Below are 25938 nucleotides of genomic sequence, written 5' to 3' on the forward strand. Positions count from 1 at the left end.
GTGACCAGCGCGGACCCGCACCGGCCGACGCCCGCACCCCCGTCGCGGATCACTGGTCCTTGATCTTCCAGGGCATGACGATGCCGAACTTCCACACGTAGATACCGACAAGCACGGCAATGATCACGAGGCCGATCGACGTCAGGATGATGTTGCGGCGGCGCACCTTCGGGTCGAGCGCCTTCTGCGCCGCCTCGGTGACCTTGCGCTTGGTCCAGCGCAGCACCAGCTGAGCCCAGACGAACTCGGTCGCCCAGACCGCCATGCCACCGAAGATCACGACCCAGCCCGGACCGGGCAGCGGCAGCATGATGATGCCGGCGACCACGATCGCCAGGCCGGTGACGAAAACACCCACCTGCCAGCTCAGGTGCAGCGCACGGCGCGCCTTGATGAACTCCGGCGCTCTGGAGCCGAGGCCCCGCTCGCTGTCGCCTTTCACACCATCCACTTCGGTCTCGTCAGCCGCCATGGCAACCCCGCCAGGCTCGTTACTCCCCGTATTCATACGGCCAAACCCTACCGGACGGAAACCAGTCACCGGAATGGTCGTACCTCGCGAACGGGTTCTCGGCCGGAAGAGTTACGTAAACACACGCAAAACACTCAGAGGGGTTTACAACGGCACCGTAGGTGGCATGTCGATTTCGCCGACGTGCGAATCCCCGAGCGCACACTGAGCGAAAGGCCCTGGCGCTTATGAACACCACGGTCAGCTGCGAGCTGCACCTGCGCCTCGTTGTGTCGAGCGAGTCCTCCCTGCCTGTCCCCGCAGGCCTGCGGTACGACACGGCCGACCCCTACGCCGTGCACGCCACCTTCCACACCGGAGCCGAGGAAACCGTCGAGTGGGTGTTCGCCCGCGATCTTCTTGCGGAGGGCCTCCACCGGCCCACCGGAACCGGCGACGTCCGTGTCTGGCCGTCGCGCAGTCACGGCCAGGGCGTCGTTTGCATCGCCCTGAGCTCTCCGGAGGGCGAGGCGCTGCTCGAGGCCCCGGCGCGGGCCCTGGAGTCCTTCCTGAAGCGAACGGATGCCGCTGTGCCTCCCGGCACGGAGCATCGGCATTTCGATCTCGACCAGGAGCTCTCGCACATCCTGGCGGAGAGCTAGGGCGAGGCCCCACAAAGCCGCCCGGCGCCGTCGACTCGGGGAGACGGCTCGGGCCAAGACAACCGCATACGGCACACAGCAACGCCGTCTTCGCTCCGCGGGGGCGGCATTGCTGTGCCCTGGGGGGCGGGGCCGTGGCGTGAGGGTGGCGTCGGGCCTGCACCGGTCGGAGATCAGCCCGACCCGGCTCGGCTCGGCTCGGCTCGGCTCGGCTCGGCTCGGCTCGGCTCGGCGGGAACCGTTGGCGCCATTGTGGCGTTGTAATCGAAGCCGCGTGCGGGCGCGGCCGGTGTGAAGGCTCTGTGAGCCACTACCATCGGCCAGCATCGGCGGGCACCCCGCCCGACCCCAGGCCAGGGAGCGAAACGTGCTGATCACCCATGACACCCGGTGTGCTCTCGATGCCGTGGTGGATCTGGTGAACACCGCACCGGATGACGAGGGGGCTCCGGACAGGCTGCCGGACGTCGCGGCTCTCGGGGATTTCGTACGAAAGCACGAAATCAGCGATGTCAGGGTCATCTCGGAGTTCGATCTGTCGGCGGTACGCAAGGTGCGGGGCCGGTTCGCCGCGGTCTTCGCGGAGCCGGACGCCCGGCGCACGGCCGGGCTGATCAACGAGCTCGTCGCCGCCGCGGGCACCACCCCCCGGCTCACGGACCACGACGGCTATGACTGGCATGTGCACTACTTCGCCCCTGGTGCCTCCGTTGCCGACCACCTGGCGGCCGACTGCGGCATGGCGCTCGCGTTCTTCGTGGTGGCCGGGGAGCAGGAGCGACTGCGGCGCTGTGAGGCGCCGGACTGCCGGCATGCCTTCGTGGATCTTTCCCGCAACCGTTCGCGGCGGTACTGCGACAGCCGTACCTGCGGAAACCGTCTGCATGTGGCCGCCTACCGGGCGCGCCGCAAGGAGGCGGCCGGCTGAGCGGCGGCACTCGCCCGCAGAGACCGACACGACCCGTCTGTCGACGCGGGCCCCGGCGGGTGGCGCCGGGGACCGCGGGTACGGCTCAGAGCAGCAGCAGATCGTGCAGCGCAGCCATGAGCAGCAGACACCCGATCACCGCAAGGAAGATCATCAGCGGTGGCTGGGAAAGGGCGAAGAGGCACCCACGAGGCTCGTCCTGAGGTGGCGCGGCCTCGCTCTGTGTCGTGTCCAGCATCTCGCGGCGATGATGGCGCAGTTGCCCCGTGCCGCGCGATCAACACGCCCGGAATGAGCGGGAGTTCGCCGAATTCCGTGATGTCCGGTTCGAGTCGTGATCGCTTACGGCCGGGCGGCGACCCACTGTGTCGTTTCAGTCCGGCATGCGGGCGTCATATGCCGTGCTTCTTGAGGATGGCCTCGATGTCCCCGAAGTCGTCGCCGGCCTCGGCTCGGGGTGCGGTCGCGGGCCGGGTCGCCTGACGGGAGCCCTGCCCCAGCGAGGGCGCCGAGGCCGTGGGAGCCACCGCCTCGCTCCGGCCCGCGGCACGGGCCTCCTTGCGCTCCTTGCGGGTGCCGCCCCGGCGACGCTCCACCGCGCGCGTGCTCGCGAACAGCATCCAGGACAGGCCGAGGACTGCGAATCCCGCCCACGCCGTAGGGCTGAAAGCAGTGTCCGCCAGCCATTCGACGATCCCGGTCATCACCAGGCCGAGGGGCACCAGGGAGTACGCGGCCATACGCGCGGCCGCGAGGAAACGCTTGCGGTACGCCGTGACCGCCGCGATGCCCAGGCCGGCCACGGCGACGGCGGAACAGACGGTCTCGGCAATCATCCGGTCCTCCAGGCAGGCTGGGTCGGGTCAGGGCACTTCGTCCCTTCCATCCTGCACCGTGGCAACCCCGCGCGGCCATGCCTGGGCCGGACATCAGGGACATCTCCGGGTCACCTCCTCCGCAGGTGCCGGTCACCGTCGTACGGTCAGGGCCGACGGCCACCGAAGCACCAGGTCGGATTGGGTCGTCCGCGCCGAGGCTGGGAGACTGGGCCCATGAGCGACTCCTCCCCCGACCGCCCCGCCGCCCCCGTTCTCGACGTCTGGTGCGAGCTGCAGTGCCCCGACTGCCGCAGCGCCCTGGACGATCTCCGTGCCCTGCGCGCCCGCTACGGCGACCGGCTGGAGCTGCGGCTGCGGCACTTCCCGCTGGAGAAGCACAAGCACGCCTTCGCCGCCGCGCAGGCCGTCGAGGAGGCGCTGGAGCAGGGGCAGGGCTGGGAGTACGTCGAGGCCGTGCTGGGCCGGGTCGAGGAGCTGGACCGTAAGGGAGAGCCCTTCCTGGTGGAGGTGGCCCGGGAACTCGGCCTGGACGCCGAGGAGTTCGACACCGCGCTGATCGACGGCCGGCACATCCTGATCGTCGACGCCGACCAGGCCGAGGGCAAGGCGATCGGCGTGACCGGTACCCCGACGTATGTGATCGGCGGCGAGCGACTCGACGGCGGCAAGAGCCAGGAGGGCCTGCGCGAGCGCATCGAGAAGATCGCGGACCGGCTGCTGGCCGAACCGAGCGCCTGACCGCCACCGGTCCGGCCGGGCCGGGCCGGCCGCGGCAAGACCCTGTCCCGGCGTAGGTCGGCTGCTACAGCAGCGTCTTGTACACGGCGTACTGCTTCGTCTCGTAGCCGAGTGACTCGTAGAGCCGCTCGGCCGGGGTGTTGCCCGCGAAGACGTTCAGGCCGATGGCCCGGTACCCCGCGGCGATCGCCTGGGCCTCGGCCAGCAGCATCAGCGTGCGCCCGTGTCCCTTGCCCCGGTGGGCGGCGTCGGTCTCGACGTCGTAGACGTAGGCGCAGCCTTCACGCGACGCCACCCAGAGGGTGCCCACCGGAGTTCCCTCGTGTTCGAGGACGCTGATGAGCGCGTCCGGGGTGCGCAGGCCGTCCGGCAGCAGTGCGGCGTGGTCCTGCTCCGACTTGGCCCGGGCCTCGGCCTCCGGAACCCCGCGCTCGACCCAGCTGCGCGTGTAGCCCTCATGGCTCTCGGCCAGCCAGGATCCGTACTCGGCCTCCGTCAGGGGACGAGCGCGGCTGCCCGGTGGCAGATCGGGCGGGGTGGCGCCGAGCGTCTTCTCCATGCTGCGGTTGCGTACGACGTAGCCGAGCGCCGTGGCGAGACGCATTCCCGACGCGGCGTCGCCGGGGACCGTCGCCTCGATGCGCGTGCATCCCCAGCCGCGCGCGACCTCCTCCGCGGCGAGCGCCGCGACGGTGCCCCGGCCGCGTCGCCGGTCCGGTTCCTCGATCCGCAGCTCCGATATCCGGGCCACCGCGTCACCGAAGACGGGATGCGTCCCGAGGTGAAGGGCGCCCACGGGGCGGCCGTTCACACACACCTGATAGCGGCGCGAACGCGTTCCGTCGTCATTGCGCTGAAGCGGCTCGGTCGGCCGCAGAGTCGTGGTCATCAAGGGGAGTTCTACCCGCCACGACGCCCGGGGTCAGCCGAATATCCGCGTCCGATGGACGCGCGCCCGTCGTACGCGTCCACTGTGTCCGCGTCCGTCACGGATCCAGGTCGTCCCCGGAGCGCTCGTCGAAGATCCGCATGGCCTTGGCGGCCACCGGTCCCGCCGACCCGGGCAGTTCGCGCTCGTCGACCCGGTGCACGCCCTGCACGTCGCGCAGCGTGGAGGTGAGGAAGACCTCCTCGGCCCGCTCCAGCACCTCCAGCGGCAGGTCGGTCTCCTTGGCACCGGTCCACTCGATCGCCAACGCGCGCGTGATGCCCGCGAGGCAGCCCGAGGCGAGCGGCGGGGTGTGGATCTCGCCGTCCAGGACGACGAAGACGTTCGAGCCCGTGCCCTCGCAGAGTTGCCCGACCGTGTTGCCGAACAGGGCCTCGGAGGCGCCGTGTTGGCGGGCGCGGGCGAGGGCGACGACGTTCTCGGCGTACGAGGTCGTCTTCAGACCGGCGAGCGCGCCGCGTTCGTTGCGGGTCCATGGCACGGTGATGACGGCCGTGGCGTCGGGGCGGCGGGTGGTCTCGCCGAGAGCGACGACGAGGGTCGGGCCGTGCTCGCCGCGGTCGGAGCCGAGGGGCCCGTGGCCGCCGGTGTAGGTGATGCGCAGCCGGCCGAGCGGCATCGGGTTGGCCTCGAGGACAGCGGCGCAGGCGCGGCGGACCTCGTCGTGGTCGGGCTCGGGCAGGCCGAGACCACGCGCCGAGCGCGTCAGCCGGTCGAGGTGCCGGGTCAGTGCGAACGGACGGCCCTCCACCGCCTTCACCGTCTCGAAGATGCCGTCGCCCACGGTCAGCCCGTGGTCGAAGACGGAGACACGGGCGGACTCGATGTCCTGCAGCCCGCCGTCAAGCCAGATCCTCACGATTGCAGTCCCTCTCCACTCACCTCGTACACTCCCGACGCTACCGCGAGCAGCCGGGACGCCTTCAGCTCGGTCTCCCGCCACTCCCCCTCCGGGTCCGACCCCCAGGTGATCCCGGCACCGGTGCCGAAGCGCAGCGCCCCCGCGGCCCGGTCGATCCAGAAGGTACGTATCCCGACGGCCAGCTCACCGATGCCCCGGTCGGCGTCGACCCAGCCGATGCCGCCGCAGTACGGCCCGCGCGGCGCCGTCTCCAACGCGTCGATGATCCGCAGCGCACTCGACTTGGGCGCACCGGTGACCGAGCCGGGCGGGAACGCGGCGTCGAGCAGCTCGGGCCACCCGGCACCGGCACGCAGCTCACCGCGCACGGTCGACACCAGATGGACAAGCCCCGGATGTTTCTCCACGGCGCACAGGTCGGGGACGGTCACGGTGCCGGTGGCACACACGCGGCCGATGTCGTTGCGCACGAGGTCGACGATCATCACGTTCTCGGCGTAGTCCTTCTCCAGAAGGTCCGCCTCGGTGCGCCCGGTGCCCTTGATCGGCCCGGACTCCACGACCCGCCCCTCCCTGCGCAGGAACAGCTCGGGGGAGGCGGTGGCGATCTCCACACCGTGCTCCGGCAGCCGGATCGTTCCTGCGTACGGCGCCGGGTTGCCGCGGGCGAGCAGCGCGGTGAGGGCGTCCACGTCGGCGTCAGGGCCGATCGGCGCGCTCAGGACACGGCAGAGGTTCGCCTGATAGACCTCGCCGGCCGCGATGTGCTCGCGTACACGCCGTACGCCCGCCGTGTACGCGGCGCGATCGAGGGAAGACGTCCAGTCACCGGTCGCCGGGCCCCGCCACTCCCCCGGCCGCGGGGCGGGCACGGGTTCCTCTCGTACGTCCCGGAAGCGGGCGCAGGTCAGACTGCCCTCGAAGTCGGCGCAGACGGCCCAGAAACCACGGGAGTCCAGGGCCGCCGGGTCGCTGGTGACGTCGACGAGACCGGTGGCGACGCGGTCACCGAAGCGGGCGAGAGGAGGGAGGTCGAGCACGCTGTCGAGTCTATGGCCGGTGTCCTGCGGGTGACCTGGCCATGTCCCCTCCGGGGGCGTCGACGGATCCCTGAGCAGGTGCAGCGCAGCACGCTGCACAAACGTGTTTTTGTGCTGGCCGGGGAATCCGCTAGAGTTCAACACGTCGCCGGGACGCGGAAGCGAACCGAAACGACAGGCGGACGTAGCTCAGTTGGTAGAGCGCAACCTTGCCAAGGTTGAGGTCGCGAGTTCGAACCTCGTCGTCCGCTCGCAGGAACAAGGGGATCTTCCCGAACCCCTACACTCCTGGTGGAGTGGCCGAGAGGCGAGGCAACGGCCTGCAAAGCCGTCTACACGGGTTCAAATCCCGTCTCCACCTCCAAGGACGATTAGCTCAGCGGGAGAGCGCTTCCCTGACACGGAAGAGGTCACTGGTTCAATCCCAGTATCGTCCACTGGATCTTCGACAGATCATCGAAGGTCTGGCCCGCGCGATTAGCTCAGCGGGAGAGCGCTTCCCTGACACGGAAGAGGTCACTGGTTCAATCCCAGTATCGCGCACGCAGTAGCCCGTGATCTTCGGTTGGATGGTCGATCACGGTCCCGAGGACGATTAGCTCAGCGGGAGAGCGCTTCCCTGACACGGAAGAGGTCACTGGTTCAATCCCAGTATCGTCCACACTCCGAAGCCCCCGGTCGATGACCGGGGGCTTCTTTGCGCTCGGTGCGGCTCAGCTGGAGAACAGCATGTGGCCGAAGCTCTTGTGACGCTTGTGGCCGTAGTGACCGCCGTGATGCCCGCCGTGCGGTGCGCCCCAGGCGGGGGCCTGAGGTGCGGCCGGGTAGGCCTGCGGGGCGGCCGGAGGCGGCGGGGCGGGCTGCGACCACTGGGACTCCACGCGGGTCAGCGACTCCAGCTCGCCGTAGTCGAGAAATATCCCGCGGCAGCCGCTGCACTGCTCGATCTGAACTCCGTTGCGGTTGTACGTGTGCATCGGCGCATGGCACTTCGGACACTGCATGGTCGGGTCAACTCCTCGCCGGTCGGTCCTGCTTCGCGTATCGCCAGGACAGACTCTGTCCGGCTGCGGTCGGTTGCACCCTACTTTGCGTATCCCTGGGTCAACTCAGGGGGGAGCGAAGCCATTCGGTCGCAGGCGTCGACGAGGGACTGCTCGACCTCGTCCAGGAGACGGCCCTCGGCCAGGGCCTTGGTGATCGCCCGGGCGGCGGTCTGCACGGTGAGGGCGCGGGCCGGGACGTCCAGCGCGGGCCAGGGGTCGCCGTGGGCGGGGACGGCCGGACCGCCGGCGGCGCGGTACGTGGCGAGGAAGCGGTCCCATTCGTCGGGCGGCAGCAGCCCACAGGCGTACCAGGCGGCCGGCCGCCCGAGATCCCAGGCTGGCACGCCTACGCCGAGGTCGTCGATGTCGATGAGCAGCCAAGGGCCGTCCGGGGCCGGGTGACGGACGAGTTGGCCGAGGTGGAGGTCGCCGTGGCAGAGGGTGCTGATGTCGGGCTGGGGCGCCTCGGCGCGGGCCCAGGCCGGAAGGGTGTCCCAGGCGCGGAGAACAGCGGTGGTTCCGCTGGTCAGGTCCGTGCCTTGGGTCAGGTCCGTGCCCGCGGCCGCGTGGAGGCGGGATACGGCGAGGGCGGCTTTGGCGGGGCCGCGCATGGGGGGAAGTGGTGTGGGGGCGGGGGTTCGATGGAGCCGGGCGAGAAGGGTTGCCGCCGCTTCCCAGGGGGCCGCGTCGGGATCTTCCGGGTCGACAGGGTTGCCGTACGGCCAGAAGGTCACGAGTCTGCCGTGCAGGTCGACGGGCGTGGGGGCGAGCGGGGGCAGGAGGAGGCCGGGGAGGTGTGTGGCGGCGGTGAGGCGGGGGGTCAGGTCGCTGGGGGTGATGTCCGCGGCGTGGGCCTTGGCGACGGTGCCGGCGTGCCGGACGACGGTGGCGTCGGGGCGGTCGGCGAGGGTGACGGTCGCTCCGCAGGGACAGGCGGAGGTACGTGAGTGGGCCGCGGCTTCGGCTTGTGCGGTGAGGTGGGGCAGGAGGGGGCTGGGGGTCACTGGGGTCCCTTGCGGTGCGGATGGCCTGGGGCCGAGGGTAGTGGGGTGGCGAGCCCTGCTGAGGGCTGCCGCCGCCAGACCCCCGCTGCGACCCTGATCGGGCCCCGTCCCCAAAACACCGGACAGCCTGAGACGCCCGCAGTCGCCCCGGCCCTGCCGCCGGAGGCACAAGGCAAAGCAATGCCGGCGCAGCTCCCCAGCTGCGCCGGCATTTTTGCCGTCCGCCGCACCCCCGTCCCCACGGGGTTTCATGGGTGGATGTCCCCGCCCGGACCGCTCTTCCGGGCCTGGGGTCGCCGCTCAGCGCCCCAGCATCACTCCCACGGACGACGCCTGTGTGGCCACCGTCTCCCAGCCGTCGAAGACGACGAGGAGGAGGGCCGCCAGAGGAAGGGCCATGAGCGTCGCCACCAGGGGGTGGCGGCGGCCCTGACGGCGGGGGCGCAGCGTCGTGCGCTGCTGTATGCGGATCAGTGTCCGCGGTGCCGTCTGGGCCATGGTCCCTCTCCTGACCTGTGTCAGTTGTCGTTGGCAGCGGCGGGTGTCTGACCTCGGGGGACGAGTGCTGCACCCGCCGCTTGACCTCAAATCTAGGCGGCCGGGCCACCCAGGGCGTCATGCCCTCGTACCGATTGCCGGGCCTCCCGGAGGATGAGCCATGACCTGCGGAGTACTCCCCTGGGTGGAGACGAGGTCCTAGGTCTCGGGGTCTTCCCCGAGGGGACGCCCCGGTCTACGCCGATTTCTCCGAGCTGTCCTCACGCGGCACCGGCTGCTCGACCAGCGCCAGGACGCGGTTCGCCATGAACCGGGCCGTACGCACCACGGAGCCGTTCCGGGTGACTTCGCTCACTTCCACGACACCTCGACGCACCGCCGTCTCCACCCGGCGGCCCGCCCTGCTCGCCACCACCTCGTACGTGCGCGTCGTGTCCCCTGCGTCCACGACTATCTCCACGCGATCACCCTTCACGGGCTCAATCCCCCTTCTGCGATGGGTGGTTGGGGGACGAAACGGACCGAAGTGGCCCTGCTCACCGGCCCCCTGACCACCCTTCAAGTCTCCCACCCACCACTGACAATCCATCGCCCCGAGAGGGCGCGGCCTCTGCGCACGGCGGCCCACGGAAACGTAAGCTGTGGCTCGTCACACGGACCGGGCAGCGGGGATGAACATGGCGATGATGCGCCTGAGGCGCGAGGACCCGCGCGTCGTCGGCTCGTTCAGGCTTCACAGAAGGCTCGGCGCGGGCGGCATGGGCGTCGTCTACCTGGGCTCCGACAAGAAGGGGCAGCGGGTCGCGCTGAAGGTGATCCGGCCCGACCTGGCGGAGGATCAGGAGTTCCGCTCGCGGTTCGCGCGTGAGGTCTCGGCGGCCCGGCGGATTCGCGGAGGCTGTACGGCACGGCTCGTCGCCGCCGACCTCGAAGCGGAGCGACCGTGGTTCGCCACGCAGTACGTGCCCGGGCCTTCTCTGCACGACAAGGTCGCCGACGAGGGCCCGCTCGGCGCGGCGGAGGTCGCCGCCGTCGGGGCCGCTCTGTCCGAGGGGCTGGTCGCCGTCCACGAGGCAGGTGTCGTACACCGGGATCTCAAGCCCTCCAACATCCTCCTCTCCCCCAAGGGCCCGCGGATCATCGACTTCGGTATCGCCTGGGCGACAGGGGCCTCGACCCTCACGCACGTCGGTACGGCCGTCGGCTCCCCCGGCTTCCTCGCCCCGGAACAGGTGCGCGGCGCCGCCGTCACCCCGGCCACCGACGTCTTCTCCCTCGGCGCCACCCTCGCCTACGCGTCGATGGGGGACTCACCCTTCGGGCACGGCAGTTCCGAGGTGATGCTGTACCGCGTCGTACACGAGGAAGCACAGCTGTACGGCGTACCGGACGCACTGGCTCCGCTGGTACGGGCGTGTCTGGCGAAGGACCCGGAGGAGCGGCCCAGCACGCTCCAGCTGTCGCTGCGGCTCAAGGAGATCGCGGCCCGGGAGGCCCAGGGGCTCTCGGACGTACGCCCGCCGGCGCCGCGCAGCGCGGAGGCGGACCGGCCGACCGGGCGGCTCGCCGAGACCTATGCGGAGCCGCAGCGCGCCCAGCGACGTCCCCAGGGCTCTGCCCCGGCGCGCGGCACCGGCGCCTCGCGGGTGCCCGGACCCGCGCGCGACGGGGCTCCGTCGAGGAGCAGCGGCGCCGCGCACGGCGGTACCGCGTCGTCCAGGTCCGGGGCCCGTCCGGTGCCGGGGGCACGGAGCGCCCCGCGTTCGGGCAACGGCAGCCGGCCCTCGCCACGCGGCGGCTCCGGCCGTCCGGCGCCGCGGAACACGGGGACGGGGCGGCGGCCCGCCAACCCGCAACTGCTGCGGCAGCGGCTGTTCGTGTTCGTCGTGGTGACGCTGCTCGTGGCGCTCGGCATCGCGGCGGCTCAGGGCTGCCAGGGTCCGCAGCGCGGGCTCGGCGGCGACGGGGACGACGTCGTACGGCAGCCGCAGGAGCAGGTGGAACAGGGCTACGAGCCGCTGGACGGGGACTTGACGTCCGATCGCTACGAGTCGACCTTCGACATCTCCGAGTAGGAGACGTCCCCGAACGGGCACCACAGGGCGCGACAGGCACACGTCACAGGTCGGGCAGGATCCGTTCGAAGAACTCCCGGTCGCCGTCGAAGACCGGGTCCAGGGACAGGAACTCCTCCGGCGTGACCCAGCGGGCCTCGCCGACCTCGCGCGGGACGGGGACCACGTCGCCGGTGTCGGCCCGGGCCGTCCACCAGTGGAGGCGGAAGGAACCGTCGTCCGTCTCCGACTCCCAGACCTTCGCCAGGGGTACGACGGTCAGGCCGACCTCCTCGCGGACCTCCCGCACGACGGCCTCTGGCTGGGTCTCCCCCGGCTCGACCTTGCCGCTGAGGGGCTGCCAGTAGCCGGGGCGCTGCACGGCGGGGCCGCGGCGGATGGCGAGCACGCGGTCGGCTCGGAGCAGGACCGCGACGATCGCCTCGCGCTGCGCCATCGCCGTACGGCCTAGGCCTGAGGGCGGCCCGTGGCCACCGCGTAGAAGGCGACCGCCGCCGCCGCGCCGACGTTGAGGGAGTCGACGCCGTGGGACATCGGGATGCGGACCCATTCGTCGGCGGCCACCAGGGCCTGGGTGGACAGGCCGTCGCCCTCGGCGCCCAGCATCAGCGCGACCCGGTCCATCCGGTGCGGGGCGGCCTCGTCCAGGGACTTGGCCTTCTCGTCGGGGGTGAGGGCGAGGAGCGTGAAACCGGCCTCGCGGACCGACTCCAGGCCCTTGGGCCAGGTGTCCAGACGGGCGTAGGGCACGGAGAAGACGGCGCCCATGGAGACCTTGACGCTGCGGCGGTAGAGGGGGTCGGCGCAGTCCGGGGAGAGGAGCACCGCGTCCATGCCGAGGGCGGCCGCCGACCGGAATATGGCGCCGATGTTGGTGTGGTCGTTCACCGATTCCATGATCACGACCCGGCGGGCGGTCTGCAGGAGGTCGGCCGCCGTGGGCAGCGGCTTGCGCTGCATGGAGGCCAGCGCGCCGCGATGCACGTGGTAGCCGGTGACCTGCTCGGCGAGGTCCGGGCTGACCGCGTACACCGGGGCCGGGAGTTCGTCGATGACGTCGCGCATGACGTCGACCCACTTGGCCGAGAGCAGCATCGACCGCATCTCGTAGCCGGCTTCCTTCGCCCGTCTGATGACCTTCTCGCCCTCGGCGATGAACAGGCCCTCGGCCGGCTCGCGCTTGCGGCGCAGGTCGACGTCGGTCAGGCCCGTGTAGTCGCGCAGGCGCGGGTCGTCGGGATCCTCGACGGTGATGAGATCGGCCACAGGGTGATACTGCCTTGTCCTGGGTGCGGTGCCAACGGCTCGGAACGGATGGGTTACCCGCGGTTACGCGGAAGGGCTCGGTCCTACGTTCACGACCTCGCCGATGACGATGACCGCCGGGGGCTTCACCTCGTGGGCGAGCACCGCTTCGCCGGCCGTGGCGAGGGTCGCGTCGACCCTGCGCTGGGCGGCCGTCGTGCCCTCCTGGACCAGGGCGACGGGCGTGTCCGGGGACTTGCCGTGGGCGATGAGCGTCTCGGCGACCTTCCCGATCGTGCCGACGCCCATGAGGATCACCAGGGTGCCGGTCAGCTTGGCGAGGGAGGGCCAGTCGACCAGGGAGCGCTCGTCGTCCGGGGCGACGTGACCGCTGACCACCGTGAACTCGTGGGCGATGCCGCGGTGGGTGACCGGGATTCCGGCGGCGCCCGGAACCGAGATCGAGCTGGAGATGCCGGGCACGACCGTGCACGGGACGCCGGCCTCGGCCAGCGCCTGGACCTCCTCCATGCCGCGGCCGTAGACGAAGGGGTCGCCACCCTTGAGGCGTACGACCGACTTGCCCTGCTTGGCGTGCTCGATGAGCGCGTTGTTGATGGCCTCCTGGGCCATGAACCTGCCGTACGGCAGCTTCGCCGCGTCGATCACCTCGACGCTCGTCGGCAGCTCCGCGAGCAGATCGCGCGGGCCCAGGTGATCGGTGATGACCACGTCGGCCTCGGCGAGCAGGCGGCGGCCGCGCACGGTGATCAGGTCCGGGTCGCCGGGGCCGCCGCCGACCAGGGCGACTCCGGGCGTACGGGTGCGGTGGTGCGGGGCGACGAGAGTGCCGTCGCGCAGACCCGCGACGACCGCGTCGCGGATGGCGGCGGTGTGGCGGGGGTCGCGTCCCTTGGCGTCGGTGGTGAGGACGGCGACCGTGACGCCCTCGCTGGTTCCCGTGGCCGGGGTCCAGGCGGTGGCGGCGTCGGCGTCGTCGGAGCGGACGCACCAGACGCGGTGTCGCTCCGCCTCGGCGGAGGCTCGCGTGTTCGCCGCCTTGTCGCCGGTGGCGATCAGGGCGTACCAGGCGTCGGCGAGGTCGCCTTCCTCGTACGGGCGCTTCTGCCAGGTGACCTCGCCGGCGTCCGCCATGGCCTCGACCGAGGGGGTGGCCTCGGGAGACACGAGGAGGATGTCCGCGCCTGCTGCGATCAGTGCCGGGAGGCGGCGCTGGACGACCTGGCCGCCGCCGAGGACGACCACTTTGCGGCCGGTGAGACGGAGGCCTACGGGGTAGGCGGGGTTTTCGGCCATGAGGGTGCGGCTCCTCTGGTACGCGGTGCAGGGCCCTGACGTGCGGATTTTACGGGGCGGGTGGGGAGAGCGGAGCAGGTGTCCGGTGGCTGATCTTCATTGCCGGGTGCGGGTGCGTTGGTCGGTGCCCACCCGTTCCGCCCTGCGGAACGACTGCCCACAGACCAACGGACGACCCGTAATCGCGAGGCACTTCGACGTGGGACCCCGGCGCTGTCGTGCCGAAGCCCCCGCCCGCGCCACGGCAACCGCTACTTCTCGGTTACCCCCGCCGAATCGAACGTCGCCACCTCGTGCATCGCCCTGGCCGTGCTCTGCACCAGCGGCAGGGCGAGCAGGGCGCCCGTACCCTCGCCGAGGCGGAGGTCGAGGTCGACCAACGGGCGCAGGCCCAGCTTGTTGAGGGCGGCCACGTGGCCCGGCTCGGCGCTGCGGTGGCCCGCGATGCAGGCCGCGAGCACCTCGGGGGCGATCGCGCGGGCGACCAGGGCGGCGGCGCCGGCGCTGACGCCGTCCAGGATCACCGGCGTACGCAGGGAGGCGCCGCCCAGCAGGAGGCCGACCAGCGCGGCGTGCTCGAAGCCGCCGATCGCCGCCAGGACGCCGATGGGGTCGGCCGGGTCGGGCTGGTGCACCTCGATGGCGCGGCGGACGACCTCGGTCTTGCGGGCGAGGGTCTCGTCGTTGATGCCGGTGCCACGGCCCGTCACCTCGGCCGGGTCGGTGTCCGTGAAGACCGAGATCAGGGCCGCCGACGCGGTCGTGTTGGCAATGCCCATCTCGCCCGTCAGCAGGGCCTTGTTGCCGGCCGCCACCAGGTCACGGGCGGTCTCGATGCCGACCTCGATGGCCTGCTTGGCCTCCTCGCGGGTCATCGCGGGGCCGGTCGTCATGTCGGAGGTGCCCGCGCGGACCTTGCGGGGCAGCAGCCCGGGCGTGGCCGGGAGGTCGGCGGCCACGCCGACGTCCACCACACAGACCTCGGCGCCCACCTGGCCCGCGAAGGCGTTGCAGACCGCGCCGCCGCCGAGGAAGTTGGCGACCATCTGGGCCGTCACCTCCTGCGGCCAGGGGGTGACGCCCTGGGCATGCACGCCGTGGTCGCCGGCGAAGATCGCGACGGCCGCGGGCTCGGGGATCGGCGGCGGGCACTGGCGGGACAGACCGGACAGCTGTGCGGAGATGATCTCCAGCATGCCGAGCGCGCCGGCCGGCTTCGTCATCCGCTTCTGCCGCTCCCATGCCTCGCCGAGCGCCTTGGCGTCCAGCGGGCGGATCTGGGCGACGGTCTCGGCGAGCAGGTCGTGCGGCTCCTCGCCGGGCAGGGCGCGACGGCCGTACGTCTCCTCGTGCACGACCCAGGACAGCGGGCGGCGCTTGGACCAGCCGGCCTGCATCAGCTCGGGCTCGTCCGGGAACTCGTCGACGTATCCCACGCAGAGGTACGCGATGACCTCCAGGTGCTCGGGCAGCCCCAGCGCGCGGACCATCTCCCGCTCGTCGAAGAAGCTGACCCAGCCGACGCCGAGGCCCTCGGCGCGGGCGGCGAGCCAGAGATTCTCGACGGCGAGCGCGGCGGAGTACGGGGCCATCTGCGGCTGGGTGTGCCGGCCGAGGGTGTGGCGGCCGCCGCGGGTCGGGTCGGCGGTGACGACGATGTTCACCGGGGTGTCGAGGATGGCCTCGATCTTCAGTTCCTTGAACTGCTTCGCCCGGCCCTTGGGGAGGGACTTGGCGTACGCCTCGCGCTGCCGCATGGCCAGTTCGTGCATGGTCCGCCGGGTCTCGGCGGAGCGGATGACGACGAAGTCCCAGGGCTGCGAATGCCCCACGGAGGGAGCGGTGTGGGCGGCCTCCAGGACGCGGAGCAGCACCTCGTGCGGGATCGGGTCACTGCGGAAGCCGTTGCGGATGTCGCGGCGCTCGCGCATGACCTTGAGGACGGCCTCGCGTTCGGCGTCGTCGTAGGCGGGCGCTGCCGGGCCGGTGGACTGTCTCACTTCTTCCACGGCCGTGCTCTCTTCTGCGGGGGCTTCTTGGTCTTCCTGGTCGGCGGCCCTGGTGTCCAGGTCCTCCGCGTGCTGTACGAGTTCGGGGTCGCCCTCACGGGGTGTGGGGACCGTGGCGACGGGAGCCGGCGCCTCCTCTGCGGGGAGGACCGTCGGCTGCGGCGGGGTCGGCGCGAGGTGCGGGGTGGTCGGCACCGAGCCCTCGACCGCGACGAACTGGCCCAACGACTGGCCGGGCGTGGGCTCCAGCAGCGCGCCGGACTCCGCGGGCGGCTGCGCCGGGTCCTCGGAGCCATGCGCGGGCTGGGCTGCCAGAGGCTGGAGCTGCGGACCGGCGGGTTCGGCGACGAAGGGCTGGGGAGCCTCGACCGGCGCTGCGTCCGAGAGGGCCGGCTGCGGGTCGGTGGAGTCCGGGGCGGCGGTCGTGGCGAGGGGCTGGGTGGCCTCGGCCGGCTCGGCGCTGAAGTCGGGGGCGGTGGGGCTCACCGCCACGGGCTGCGCTTCGACGTCAGCGGCGGTGGCGTTCGCGACCACAGCCTGCGCTTCGGCGTCCACGTCCGTCGGAGCGGCGTCCTGCGGCGGCTGCTGGGCCTGCGCGGGCGCGGGATCCTGGACGGCTTCGGGAGCCTGCGGCTGCTGCGGGTCCGGGACCTCGGCGGGCAGGGCGACCGGGGCGGGGGGCTCGCTCTGCTGCTCCGCGGCGGCCTGCTCGATGTCCGCGGGTTGCGGGGGATGCGGAGTCGGTTCGGGGGTTACGACGGCAGAGGCGCCGTCGGTGGGTGCGGTGACGGCGTCGGCCGGCTGCGAGTCCGGTACGACGTGCTCGGCGTCCACGGGCTGGAGGGCCTGTGCGGCGTCCGGCGCGGGCGGGACGGGGGCGGCCTCCGGGGTCACCTGGGCGGCGGCCTCGGGGGCCTGCACTTCGGGGGCCTGCGCCTCAGGGGACTGTGCTTCCGGAGCCTCGGCGGCCTCGGCGGCCTCCGCTGCGGCGGGCTCGGAGATCTGCTCGGGGGGCTCGGGCGCGGCAACGTCGAGAACCTGGACGGCTTCCGGAACGGAGGCGTCGGGGACCTGGACTGCTTCGGGAGCGGAGGCGTTGGCGACCTGCGCGGTCTCGGGGGCGAGCGCCTCGGGAACCTGCGCTGTCTCCAGCTCAGCCCCGTCGAGAACCGGCGCCGCCTGAGGGGCGACGCCCTCAGGGAGCCGGCCGACCTCAGCGTCGGGCGCCACGGCAACCTGCCCGGCTTCGGCGTCGACCGCCTCGGGAACCTGAACCGTTTCCGGCGCGAAATCCACAGCGACCGGGCCGGCCTCAGCGGCCGGGACCTCGGTCCCCTGCGCTGCCGTACCGACGGCTACCTCGGTGACCTCGGCAACCTCACCGACGACCGAGTCCCCCGGAACCTGCCCGGGCTCAGCGCCTTGGCCGCCCTCCGAAACGTCGTCAACTCCCGCAGCCTGCACGGCATCCGCGACACCTTCAGCGCCAGGCACCTGAGCGGCACCCGAGTCAGCGTCGCTCACCGGAACTCCCGCGGCGACCGGGCCGGCCTCACCCGCAGGCACCGCGACCTCGCCGGCACCGGAGTCGGCCGCACCCGTCGCAGCCTCGTCGGCATCCGCAGCAGGCGCAGCCGGGGCGATCTGCTCGGCCTCGATGACAGGCGCAGCGTCCGCAGCCTCTTCGGCGCCCGGAGCAGCCGCAACACCGGCGGCCTCCCCCGCATCCGGATCCTGCGCGGCCACCGGCATCTGACCGGCGTCCGGGCCGGGCGCCGCACCGGCCACCGGCGCGGTGTCACCGGCCGACGGTTCCTGACCGCCGTACACGCCCTCCTGCGGGACCGGACCGCCGGCCTCCGTGGCCACGCGAGTCATCACCGCCTGCGCCGCGCCCACCGGTTCGCCATCCGGCTGTCCGGTCGGGACAACCGTTTCGGCAGCCGGCGCCTCGACGCCGACCGGCGCGGGGGCCGGAGCCTGGAGCTGGACGGCGGCCTGAGCCGGGGCGCCCCAGGGTGCCGCCGGCTGCGGGACCGCTGCCTCGTGGTACTGGGGGGCGTCGAGGTACTCGGGGCCGGTCGGGGCCGGGCCGGGCTGGCGGGTGGGTGCGCCCACGGCGCCGCGGTCGGCGAGGGAGCGGACCGGGCTGGCGGAGGCGTCGGGGATGGGCGGGCCGAGGTGCAGGGGCCGCCTGGGCGTGATGGGCGGGATCGGCGTCGTGGGGGCCGTCGGGCCCGGGAGGCGGACGCCGCTGAGGTCGACCGAACCGCTGTCGCGGCCGGAGATCTGGTGCGCGTCCGGCTCGTGCACGGCCTCGACGACCGGCACCGGCGCGGGCGGGGCGACCTCATTGCCCCAGGCGCCCTGGGAGCCGGGCAGCAACAGGTCTTCGTCCTCGGCGGTGGTCTCGGAGAGGTAGGTGTACGCACCGTGCGCCGCGGGGACGCCCGGCTGCTCCACCATGCCTGCGCTCTCCGGCAGTCCCTCGCCCGGGACCTGGCCGGTGTCGGTCATGCGTACCCCTCGCCCATCGGTTAGTGCTTCTACGACCAGCTCACCGGGGACGGCGCACCGACCGCCCCCGCAGTGAAGAACGAGCGTGCGTGCCCAGCGGCACGAACGACCCGCCCAAAAAAGGCGACAAAGCCATTGAGTGGCATTGTCGTGGCCGTTCGGCCGTCGCGACAGGCTGATCCGCGACAGGCCGCTGTGGACTGCGCCACGTTGCGCGTCCTCCGGTTTCGCCGTACCACACCCACCCCAAACGGGGCACGTTTTTCCGGACATTGACCGACGAAGTGCCGGGCGACCGAGTGCGGTACAACGATCGGCCAGCCTACCGCGCGCGGTATGACAACAGGATCACGGGGACGGGTGCGCGGTCACGCCGTGCGGTCGGGAAGGACCCCGCTGAGCAGGAACGCGACACTGCGCTCCCGCTCCGTCCAGGCCCGCGTGTCGAGTTCCACGGACTGCAGGAGGGCGCACTCCACGTCGTAGCCGTGCTCGGTGAGGCCGCGTCCGACGAGTTCGGCGGCGTCGCGGGTGGCGGCATGCGTGACGATGCGCTGCGGGCGCCGGTCGGCGACGGCGGAGACGACGGCCGCTCCTCCGCCGCCGACGCGTACGACGTCCGGTTCGGCGAGGTTCTCCAGAGCGTGCGGGGCCGTGCCGTGGACGATCTGCAGCTGGACCCCGAAACCGCGTGCGTTGGCCTCGGTGCGGGCGCAGGCCTGCGGGTCGCGGTCGACGGCGATGACGGCCGCGCCGGCCCGGGCGGCCTCGACGGCGAAGGCGCCGCTGCCGCAGCCGATGTCCCAGACGAGGTCGCCCATGCGCGGGCCGAGACGGGCGAGTTGGGCGGCGCGCAGCGGTTCCAGTTCACCTTCACCCATGAGGCCGCCGTAGGACTCGGCGGGCAGGGTCCAGCCGCGCGGCGCGGTGGACGGGTCGCGGCCGGCGATCCACCCGCCGCCGTCCGCCGCCGCCACCTTGGCGCCGATGACGATGACGACGTTCGGGTCGCGCCAGATGTGGTCGGGGGCCTTGTCGGAGGTGACGACGGTGACCTGCTCGCGTTCGGTGCCCAGCTCCTCGCAGATGACGAAGGTGCGGTGGACGCCGTCCAGGAGCAGCCCGAGTTCGGCGGGTCCGGCGCCCGGTGAGGTGAGGACGGCGACCTTGGTGTGGGCGCGGCACACATTCACCGCGCGTCGCAGGGTACGGCGTTGTGCGACGACCACCTGTGCGTCGTCCCAGGGCATGCCGGCACGGGCGAAGGCGGCGGCGACCGAGGAGACGGCGGGGACGACCTCGACCTCCAGGCCGAACTCGGGTGCGCGCAGGGTCCGTACGACGCCGAAGAAGCCGGGGTCGCCGTCGGCGAACACCACCGCGGTGCCGCGGTGGGCGGCGATCCGGCGGGCGGCGAGGGAGGCGCTGCCGAGGCGGACGCGCTCGGCGGCGGGCGGCACCTCGGGGAGCGCCAGGTGGTGGGCGGCACCGGCCACGAGTGTGGCGGCGCCGAGTGCGGAGCGTGCCGCGGCGGTCAGCGGCGAGCCGTCCCAGCCGATCACCGTGACGCGGTCGGCCATCGTCGTCAGTCTCCTGGGTTCGCGCAGGTCGTCGATAGGTCAGCCCGAGGGGCAGGCACCGTGAGGGTACCTGGTCGACGTGTCGGCACCTGCGGTGCCCGGGGATTCGCTTCCCGTCAGTTCCACTCGCCGAACGAGGTGAAGCCGCCGGTGTCGGCCAGCTGCTCCCCGGCGCCGTCGAGGTCCTCCGGCAGGAGGCTCCACACGATGAAGTCGGTGCGTACGTCGGTCCAGGTGCCGTCCTCCACCCGGACGTGCGCTATGCACGCGTTGCGCAGGACGCCCTCGCTGATACAGCCGATCTTCTGGGCGACCTGCTGGGAGGCGGTGTTGTCGGCGGCCGTGCGCAGCTCGATGCGCTCGAACTTCTGGTCGCTGAACAGCCATTGGGCGGTGGCGAGGGTGGCCTCGGAGGCGTAGCCCTCGCCGCGGGCCCAGGGGGCGATGATGTACGACAGCTCGGTGGCACGGACATGCCAGTTCGTCTTGGCCAGCTGGACGACGCCGACCAGGCGCTGAGTGAGGAACTCGGTGACGGCGAGGTCGAGTCCGCGGCCGGCTTCCCGCTCGGCGGGGGCGTACTCGGTGATCCAGGTGCGGGCGCCGTCCTCGGTGAAGGGCTGGGGGACGTCGGTCCAGGCGCCGACCTGCTCGTCGTTCATCATCTCGGCCAGTGCGGGCACGTCGTCCTCGTCGAGGGGCCGCAGCACCAACCGCTCCGTGCTGATGGAGATGTTGGGGAAGGTGCTAGTCATGCGCCGCTCCGTAACCTTCGGAAAACCTTCAGGGCCTGATGAACTGCCCAGCATGCAGCATGAAAGCACTGAACCGCACGACGGGGTCCACTCCGGGTGAGCGAGTGGACCCCGTGCGTGGCAATACGCCGTATACGCGCCGTCAGCCCGAAGTGACCGGCAGCACCGAGCCCTTGAGCTCGTCCTCGGTGAACTTCTTCACGTCGGACGAGCCGAGGAGAGGCCGCGGGAGGCCGGTGCTCAGAAGGCCGCGACGACGGCGCCGTCGTACTTGTCCTCGATGAACTTCTTCACCTCGGGCGACGTCAGCAGCTTGGCCAGCTTCCGCACGCGCGGGTCGTCCTCGTTGCCCTTCTTCACCGCGAGGAAGTTGCCGTACGGGTTGTCCTTGGGCGACTCGGCGGCGATGGCGTCCTTGGCCGGGCTGAGGTCGGCCTCCAGCGCGTAGTTGCCGTTGATGACCGCGGCGTCGACGTCACCGAGGGAGCGCGGCAGCTGGGCCGCCTCGAGCTCCTTGAACTGGAGGTTCTTGGGGTTGGAGGCGATGTCCTTGGGGGTCGCTTCGTAGCCGACGCCCGCCTTCAGCTTGATCACGCCGCCTGCCTCGAGCAGCTTGAGCGCGCGGGCCTCGTTGGTGGTGTCGTTCGGGACGGCGACCGTGGCGCCCTTCTTGAGGTCCGTGAGCTTCTTGACGCCCTGGGAGTACACGCCGAGCGGCTCCAGGTGCACCGTGGCGTTCGGGACGGCCACGATGTCGGTGCCGTTCTTCTTGTTGAAGTCGTCCAGGTACGGCTGGTGCTGGAAGTAGTTGGCGTCGACCTCACCCTGCTGGACGGCCGTGTTCGGCGTCACGTAGTCGGTGAACTCCTTGACCTCGAGCTCGAGGCCGGCCTTCTTCGCGAGCTTGTCCTTGATGTACGTGAGGATCTCGCCCTGCGGGGTGGGCGTGGCGGCGACCTTCAGCGGGGCGCTCGCGTCGGAACCGGAGTCCTTGTCCGAGCCGCAAGCGGTGAGCCCGAGGGTGAGGGCTCCGGCGGCGAGGACGGCAGTGGTGATCTTGGCGGTGTTACGCACGAAAAGTGCCTTTCCATCTGGGTGGTGCGGCCCCGACTTGGGTGTTCGGGGAGTTCTGGGTCCGTCCGGTGTGTGGTTCAGACGGTCTTGGTGGTGGCCGTGGAGGCCTTCAGCAGCCGCAGCTTGGGCCCCGGGCCCGAGCGGCCGCCCCGGCGGTGCAGGGACCGGGCCGCGTAGTCGCCGGCGAACTGGATGAGGGAGATGCCGACGGCGAGGACCGCGACGGTGAGCCACATCAGCTCGGTCTCGAAGCGCTGGTAGCCGTAGCGGATGGCGATGTCGCCGAGGCCGCCCGCGCCGACCGTGCCGGCCATGGCGGAGTAGCCGATGAGGGCGACGATCGTGGTCGTGGTGCTGGCGATGAGGGACGGCAGGGACTCAGGGACGAGGACCTTGCGTACGACGGTCCAGGTGTTGCCGCCCATCGACTGCACGGCCTCCACGAGCCCGCCGTCCACTTCGCGGACAGCCGTCTCAACGAGCCGCGCGAAGAAGGGGATCGCGCCGATCGCGAGCGGCACGATGGCGGCCTCGCGGCCGATCGTCGTCCCGGTGACCCAGCGCGTGAAGCTCATCAGCGCGACCATCAGGATGATGAACGGCATCGAGCGGGCGACGTTCACGATCTGCCCGATGACCTTGTTGGCCAGGACGTTCTGGAGCAGCCCGCCCCGGTCGGTGAGGACGAGGAGGATGCCGAGCGGGAGGCCGCCGACGACAGCGATCAGGGTGGACCAGCCGACCATGTAGAGGGTGTCCCCACACGCCTGCTCCAGCAGGGGCTGCGTCTCGGACCAGGTCACAGCTGGGCACCTTCCTTCAGCAGTACGGGCTCCTGGCCCAGTACGTCGATCTGCAGGCCCTGTTCGCGCAGGAAGCCGATCGGCACGACGTTGTCCTCGTAGCGGCCGGGCAGTTCGATGCGCATCCGGCCGACCTGGAGGCCGCCGACGGTGTCGATGGCGGCGCCGAGGATCGAGATGTCGATGTTGTAGGTGCGCGAGAGCTGGGAGATGACCGGCTGGGTGGCGGCCTCGCCCTGGAAGGTGACGTCGACGACGGTGCGGTCGTCGGCGGAGGCCTCGCCGCCCACCGGGAAGAGCGCGGCGGCGAGTTCGGAGCCGGGGGTCGCGAGGAGCTCGCTGACCGTGCCGGACTCGACGATGCGCCCCTTCTCCATGAGCGCGGCCGAGTCGCAGATCGACTTCACGACGTCCATCTCGTGGGTGATGAGCAGGACGGTCAGGCCCAACTGCCGGTTCAGGTCGCGCAGCAGCTGGAGGATGGAGCGGGTGGTCTCCGGGTCGAGGGCGCTGGTGGCCTCGTCGGAGAGCAGCACCTTGGGGTCGCCGGCCAGGGCGCGGGCGATGCCGACGCGCTGCTTCTGACCGCCGGAGAGCTGGGCGGGGTAGGCCTTGGCCTTGTCCGCGAGACCCACCAGGTCGAGCAGTTCGAGCGCCTTGCGGGAGCGCTCCTTGCCCGACTTGCCGAGGATCTCGAGCGGAAGCTCGACGTTGTCCTGGACCGTCCGGGAGGACAGCAGGTTGAAGTGCTGGAAGACCATGCCGATACGGCTGCGCGCCCGGCGGAGTTCCCGGCCGGCCCGGGGACCGCGTCCCGCGAGGGCCGTGAGGTCCTGCCCGGCGACGGTCACCGTCCCGGCGGTGGGGCGCTCCAGCAGGTTGACGCAGCGGATGAGCGAGGACTTGCCGGCGCCGGACTGGCCGATGACGCCGTACACCTCGCCTTCGCGGACATGCAGATCGACGCCGTCGAGGGCGGTGACCTCGCGGCCGTGTGAGCGGTGAGCCCGGTAGATTTTCGTCAGGCCCGTTGTGGTGATCACTGGGGTTTCCGTCACTGTCGAGTGCGCGGCACCTCGTGGGCGCCGGGCACATGGCGTTCAGGGTCGAAAGCAGCCAGAACGCAGCACGGTTCTCGCGGGCGCGGTGGAACCGGGGAGGAGAATCGTGCGCGCGGGGCGGAGCTCAGTCCCGTACGTCAGGCGTACGCGCGGACATGAGCGGGCTCTCGCTTCGGGGCGCGAGGCTCAGGGTGGTGCAGGGGCCCTCTAGCAGGCACACATTCGACACATACAACGAGCACCGGGCGTCATGGTCGCCTCGGTCGCAAAGGTGCGGCAGCTCGTCGTGGTCATGCGATCAGTAAACCAGACGTACGGTCCTTACCGGCCGCCGCTGTCCGCATCCTGGACAGCGGCGGACAGCTGTCAGCCGCGTACGGAGATCTCGACTCCGGCGTCCGCGACCAGGGCGGACAGGGCCGACAGATCGTTCACCACCAGGTCGGCGTCGAGCTCGTGGGCCTGGTGGGTTGTGGTCAAGGCCACGGTGGTCATCCCGGCGGCGCGACCGGCCGCCAGACCGGCTGGGGCGTCCTCGAAGACGACGCAATGGGCCGGGTCGACGCCCAGTTCGCGGGCGGCGAGGAGGTAGGGCTCGGGGTCGGGCTTGCCGCGCGTGATGTCGTCGGCGGTGACCATCGTCTTGGGCAGGATCCCGACCGCGTCGAGCCGGGCCTCGGCCAGACGCCGCGTGGCGGAGGTCACCACGGCCCAGCGGTCGGCGGGCAGCCCGTCGAGGAACGCCTTGGTGCCGGGCAGCAGGTGGACGCCCCCGTTCGGCACGTCCTCCACCTCCAGGGTCTCGATCCGCGCGAGGGCCTGCGGTACGACGTCGGCGGGCAGCAGCTCGGCGACTATCTCGACGGCCGGACACCCATGCAGCTCGACCTTGCCGAACTCCTCCGTGACCCCGTACTCCTCGGCCCACCGCGCCCAGCAGCGGTCGACGGATGCGAGGGAGGAGACGAGGGTGCCGTCGTTGTCGAACAGGAGAGCGCGTGCGTGGATCGTCATGGTCTAGACCCTACGGGGCTGCCCGACGAGGACGCCGAGGGGGACGAGATCGACCGGCGGGTGGAGCAGATGGGGGCGATCGCGAAGCGGTGTGTGAACGCCGGGCTCGTCGCCGGCGAACCGGCCGCCTGACCGCCGGGGCCGGGCGCATCAGGTCTTTTGGGCCGTATTAAGGTCGCTCCATGCTTGATGCCCTGACGCTGGTGACCGGTGTCGCCGCGCTGTTGCTCGCCGCCTGGTGCGGGTGGGCCGCGTACCGAGACCAGCCGACGAAGGACTGGCACTTCATCGGGATGGCCGTGGTGACGGTGCTGGCCCTGGTGCAACTGGTGGTCGGGATCGTGCTGCTGGCGCGGGGCGAGAAGCCGGAGCAGGGCACGACGATCTTCGTGGCGTATCTGCTGGGCTCGTTCGCGTGCATTCCGGCCGCGGGCTTCATGTCGCTGGCCGAGCGGTCCAAGTGGGGTTCGGTGACGGTCGCCGCAGGCGGTGTGGTGCTGGCCGTGCTGGAGGTGCGGCTCTATGACATCTGGGGAGGTTGAGGTGGCCGTGACGCAGGACAAGCCCACCAGGACGCGGCTGATCAGCGGGCCCGGGATACTGCTCGTCTGGCTGTACGGCGTGATGGTCGTCGGGGCCGTGTCGCGATCGGCGTACCAGATCGCGACCGAGTTCGACCGGGCGCCACTCGCCTACGCGTTGTCGGCGGTGGCGGGGCTCGTCTACGGGTTCATCACGTACACGCTCGTCAGGGGCGGCGAGAAGGCCCGCAGGGCGGCGCTGGTGTGCTGCGCCGCCGAACTCGCGGGCGTCCTGATCGTCGGCACCTGGACCCTGGTGGAGCCCTCGGCGTTCCCCGACGCGACCGTCTGGTCCGACTACGGCATGGGGTATCTGTTCATCCCCGTACTGCTGCCCCTGTCGGCCCTGTACTGGCTCCGCAAGGCGCGAACCGTCAAGCAGTAGTGGCGTAGGTCCCCGCCGGCTTCTCCAGGACGATCATCGGGACCCCGTCCGCCCCCTTCGACGTGCCCACCGCCTCGTAGCCGACCTTGCGGTACAGCCGCAGGTTGCCCTCGCTGCGGTGGCCGGTGAAGAGGCGGAACTTCGTGGCGCCCCGCTCGTCCGCCAGGGCGGACTCGGCCGCGCGGAGCAGACGGGCGCCGATGCCGTGGCCCTGGAGGCGGGGGTGGACGCAGAGCTTGCCGATGGCGGCGGCGCCGTCGGCGGTGACACTGCCGCGGACCGAGCCGACGACCTCCTCGCCGAGCCGCGCCACGAAGACGCAGTCCGCGGCGACCTCCGCACGCACCGAGTCCAGGGTTTGGACCAGCGGGTCGATGCGGTAGTTCCCGTACAGCGCTGCCTCGCTCTGGAAGCACAGGTACTGCAGCCTGAAGATCTGCTCCGCGTCCTGCTCGGTCGCCGCAGAGATGGTCACGCTCATGCCCATGTGCGCACGCCTCCCGCT

Annotated in this window: 28 protein-coding genes and 5 tRNA genes; 12 read left to right on the forward strand and 21 right to left on the reverse strand. The window is 71.5% G+C overall.

Features of this window, described 5'->3' with window-relative positions; translation table 11 throughout:
- Positions 1–49 precede the first annotated feature (49 nt).
- On the reverse strand, positions 50–508 hold the full coding sequence (locus AB5J49_RS08880) for a TIGR02611 family protein (RefSeq protein WP_369167983.1): 459 nt from the start codon (positions 506–508) through the stop codon (positions 50–52).
- Between the two features lie 191 nt (positions 509–699).
- Here AB5J49_RS08880 and AB5J49_RS08885 point away from each other — a divergent pair, with 191 nt between their 5' ends.
- On the forward strand, positions 700–1113 hold the full coding sequence (locus AB5J49_RS08885) for an SsgA family sporulation/cell division regulator (RefSeq protein ID WP_004002642.1): 414 nt from the start codon (positions 700–702) through the stop codon (positions 1111–1113).
- A 367-nt stretch (positions 1114–1480) separates the two neighbouring features.
- Positions 1481–2041, forward strand: coding sequence for a CGNR zinc finger domain-containing protein (locus AB5J49_RS08890; RefSeq protein ID WP_369167984.1), 561 nt, complete (start codon positions 1481–1483; stop codon positions 2039–2041).
- A gap of 85 nt (positions 2042–2126) precedes the next feature.
- Here the strand turns inward: AB5J49_RS08890 and AB5J49_RS08895 are convergent, their stop codons facing one another.
- On the reverse strand, positions 2127–2279 hold the full coding sequence (locus AB5J49_RS08895) for a hypothetical protein (protein WP_004002639.1): 153 nt from the start codon (positions 2277–2279) through the stop codon (positions 2127–2129).
- 154 nt (positions 2280–2433) lie between these two features.
- The gene (locus AB5J49_RS08900) at positions 2434–2877 is read right to left on the reverse strand and encodes a hypothetical protein (RefSeq protein WP_369167985.1); all 444 of its coding nucleotides are present in this window, start codon (positions 2875–2877) and stop codon (positions 2434–2436) included.
- A 216-nt stretch (positions 2878–3093) separates the two neighbouring features.
- On the opposite strand from AB5J49_RS08900, the gene AB5J49_RS08905 reads away from it, so the two are divergent.
- A complete protein-coding gene (locus AB5J49_RS08905; protein ID WP_369167986.1) occupies positions 3094–3618 on the forward strand; it encodes a DsbA family protein in 525 nt (174 codons plus the stop codon).
- 64 nt (positions 3619–3682) lie between these two features.
- On the opposite strand, the gene AB5J49_RS08910 is transcribed toward AB5J49_RS08905, so the two are convergent.
- From AB5J49_RS08910 to AB5J49_RS08920, 3 genes are all read right to left on the reverse strand, one after another.
- Positions 3683–4507: an N-acetyltransferase family protein gene (locus AB5J49_RS08910; protein WP_369167987.1), complete on the reverse strand. Its 825-nt coding sequence runs from the start codon at positions 4505–4507 to the stop codon at positions 3683–3685.
- Positions 4508–4604: 97 nt separating this feature from the next.
- Entirely contained in the window at positions 4605–5426 is an 822-nt protein-coding gene (locus AB5J49_RS08915) for an aminotransferase class IV (protein ID WP_369167988.1), read from the reverse strand.
- A complete protein-coding gene (locus AB5J49_RS08920) occupies positions 5423–6469 on the reverse strand; it encodes a chorismate-binding protein (protein WP_369167989.1) in 1047 nt (348 codons plus the stop codon). Before AB5J49_RS08920 ends, AB5J49_RS08915 begins: the two co-directional genes overlap by 4 nt.
- A 178-nt stretch (positions 6470–6647) precedes the next feature.
- On the opposite strand from AB5J49_RS08920, the gene AB5J49_RS08925 reads away from it, so the two are divergent.
- The 5 genes from AB5J49_RS08925 to AB5J49_RS08945 all read left to right on the forward strand — a co-directional run bounded on the left by AB5J49_RS08925 (position 6648) and on the right by AB5J49_RS08945 (position 7130).
- A tRNA-Gly gene (locus AB5J49_RS08925) sits at positions 6648–6720 on the forward strand.
- A gap of 39 nt (positions 6721–6759) precedes the next feature.
- Positions 6760–6833 (forward strand) — tRNA-Cys (locus AB5J49_RS08930).
- A 1-nt stretch (position 6834) separates the two neighbouring features.
- Positions 6835–6906: transfer RNA gene (locus AB5J49_RS08935), tRNA-Val, on the forward strand.
- Positions 6907–6940: 34 nt separating this feature from the next.
- Positions 6941–7012 (forward strand) — tRNA-Val (locus tag AB5J49_RS08940).
- Between the two features lie 46 nt (positions 7013–7058).
- Positions 7059–7130 (forward strand) — tRNA-Val (locus tag AB5J49_RS08945).
- Positions 7131–7182: 52 nt separating this feature from the next.
- Here AB5J49_RS08945 and AB5J49_RS08950 read toward each other — a convergent pair.
- The 4 genes from AB5J49_RS08950 to AB5J49_RS08965 form a co-directional block, all read right to left on the reverse strand.
- Entirely contained in the window at positions 7183–7473 is a 291-nt protein-coding gene (locus AB5J49_RS08950) for a zf-TFIIB domain-containing protein (protein WP_274237623.1), read from the reverse strand.
- 80 nt (positions 7474–7553) lie between these two features.
- On the reverse strand, positions 7554–8519 hold the full coding sequence (locus tag AB5J49_RS08955) for a phosphotransferase family protein (protein ID WP_369167990.1): 966 nt from the start codon (positions 8517–8519) through the stop codon (positions 7554–7556).
- Between the two features lie 300 nt (positions 8520–8819).
- On the reverse strand, positions 8820–9017 hold the full coding sequence (locus AB5J49_RS08960; protein WP_369167991.1) for a hypothetical protein: 198 nt from the start codon (positions 9015–9017) through the stop codon (positions 8820–8822).
- Positions 9018–9252: 235 nt separating this feature from the next.
- Positions 9253–9492 carry a hypothetical protein gene (locus AB5J49_RS08965; protein ID WP_369167992.1) on the reverse strand — a complete coding sequence of 80 codons (240 nt, stop codon included), beginning with the start codon at positions 9490–9492 and terminating at the stop codon, positions 9253–9255.
- Between the two features lie 196 nt (positions 9493–9688).
- Here AB5J49_RS08965 and AB5J49_RS08970 point away from each other — a divergent pair, with 196 nt between their 5' ends.
- A complete protein-coding gene (locus AB5J49_RS08970; protein ID WP_369175085.1) occupies positions 9689–11092 on the forward strand; it encodes a protein kinase in 1404 nt (467 codons plus the stop codon).
- 43 nt (positions 11093–11135) lie between these two features.
- On the opposite strand, the gene AB5J49_RS08975 is transcribed toward AB5J49_RS08970, so the two are convergent.
- From AB5J49_RS08975 to AB5J49_RS09020, 10 genes are all read right to left on the reverse strand, one after another.
- Positions 11136–11528 carry an NUDIX domain-containing protein gene (locus tag AB5J49_RS08975; protein ID WP_369167993.1) on the reverse strand — a complete coding sequence of 131 codons (393 nt, stop codon included), beginning with the start codon at positions 11526–11528 and terminating at the stop codon, positions 11136–11138.
- A gap of 11 nt (positions 11529–11539) precedes the next feature.
- Complete coding sequence (locus tag AB5J49_RS08980; RefSeq protein ID WP_369167994.1) at positions 11540–12358, reverse strand: TrmH family RNA methyltransferase; 819 nt, start codon at positions 12356–12358, stop codon at positions 11540–11542.
- 63 nt (positions 12359–12421) lie between these two features.
- Positions 12422–13654 carry a uroporphyrinogen-III C-methyltransferase gene (gene cobA / locus AB5J49_RS08985; RefSeq protein WP_369167995.1) on the reverse strand — a complete coding sequence of 411 codons (1233 nt, stop codon included), beginning with the start codon at positions 13652–13654 and terminating at the stop codon, positions 12422–12424.
- A gap of 251 nt (positions 13655–13905) precedes the next feature.
- Positions 13906–18180, reverse strand: coding sequence for a nicotinate-nucleotide--dimethylbenzimidazole phosphoribosyltransferase (gene cobT, locus AB5J49_RS08990; RefSeq protein ID WP_369167996.1), 4275 nt, complete (start codon positions 18178–18180; stop codon positions 13906–13908).
- A 368-nt stretch (positions 18181–18548) separates the two neighbouring features.
- On the reverse strand, positions 18549–19760 hold the full coding sequence (gene cbiE, locus AB5J49_RS08995) for a precorrin-6y C5,15-methyltransferase (decarboxylating) subunit CbiE (protein ID WP_369167997.1): 1212 nt from the start codon (positions 19758–19760) through the stop codon (positions 18549–18551).
- A gap of 116 nt (positions 19761–19876) precedes the next feature.
- Positions 19877–20515, reverse strand: a complete 639-nt coding sequence (locus AB5J49_RS09000) for a GNAT family N-acetyltransferase (protein WP_369167998.1) — start codon at positions 20513–20515, stop codon at positions 19877–19879.
- A 240-nt stretch (positions 20516–20755) separates the two neighbouring features.
- Positions 20756–21589 carry a MetQ/NlpA family ABC transporter substrate-binding protein gene (locus AB5J49_RS09005; protein ID WP_369167999.1) on the reverse strand — a complete coding sequence of 278 codons (834 nt, stop codon included), beginning with the start codon at positions 21587–21589 and terminating at the stop codon, positions 20756–20758.
- A gap of 77 nt (positions 21590–21666) precedes the next feature.
- Positions 21667–22392 carry a methionine ABC transporter permease gene (locus tag AB5J49_RS09010; protein WP_369168000.1) on the reverse strand — a complete coding sequence of 242 codons (726 nt, stop codon included), beginning with the start codon at positions 22390–22392 and terminating at the stop codon, positions 21667–21669.
- On the reverse strand, positions 22389–23435 hold the full coding sequence (locus AB5J49_RS09015; protein ID WP_369168001.1) for a methionine ABC transporter ATP-binding protein: 1047 nt from the start codon (positions 23433–23435) through the stop codon (positions 22389–22391). The genes AB5J49_RS09010 and AB5J49_RS09015 overlap by 4 nt, the downstream gene beginning before the upstream one ends.
- A 384-nt stretch (positions 23436–23819) precedes the next feature.
- Positions 23820–24467 (reverse strand): HAD-IA family hydrolase, encoded by a 648-nt coding sequence (locus tag AB5J49_RS09020; RefSeq protein ID WP_369168002.1) that lies wholly within the window; start codon positions 24465–24467, stop codon positions 23820–23822.
- Here AB5J49_RS09020 and AB5J49_RS09025 point away from each other — a divergent pair.
- Genes AB5J49_RS09025 through AB5J49_RS09035 form a run of 3 tightly spaced genes read left to right on the forward strand, consistent with a single transcriptional unit; the run spans position 24456 to position 25433 of the window.
- Positions 24456–24599, forward strand: coding sequence for a hypothetical protein (locus AB5J49_RS09025; RefSeq protein ID WP_369168003.1), 144 nt, complete (start codon positions 24456–24458; stop codon positions 24597–24599). The genes AB5J49_RS09020 and AB5J49_RS09025 overlap by 12 nt on opposite strands.
- Positions 24600–24649: 50 nt before the next feature.
- A complete protein-coding gene (locus tag AB5J49_RS09030; RefSeq protein WP_128427872.1) occupies positions 24650–25009 on the forward strand; it encodes a hypothetical protein in 360 nt (119 codons plus the stop codon).
- Position 25010: 1 nt separating this feature from the next.
- A complete protein-coding gene (locus AB5J49_RS09035) occupies positions 25011–25433 on the forward strand; it encodes a hypothetical protein (RefSeq protein WP_274237638.1) in 423 nt (140 codons plus the stop codon).
- Here the strand turns inward: AB5J49_RS09035 and AB5J49_RS09040 are convergent.
- On the reverse strand, positions 25423–25920 hold the full coding sequence (locus tag AB5J49_RS09040; RefSeq protein ID WP_369168004.1) for a GNAT family N-acetyltransferase: 498 nt from the start codon (positions 25918–25920) through the stop codon (positions 25423–25425). The genes AB5J49_RS09035 and AB5J49_RS09040 overlap by 11 nt on opposite strands.
- Positions 25921–25938: the final 18 nt, after the last annotated feature.

This window comes from Streptomyces sp. R28 (assembly GCF_041052385.1).
Classification (GTDB): Bacteria; Actinomycetota; Actinomycetes; order Streptomycetales; family Streptomycetaceae; genus Streptomyces.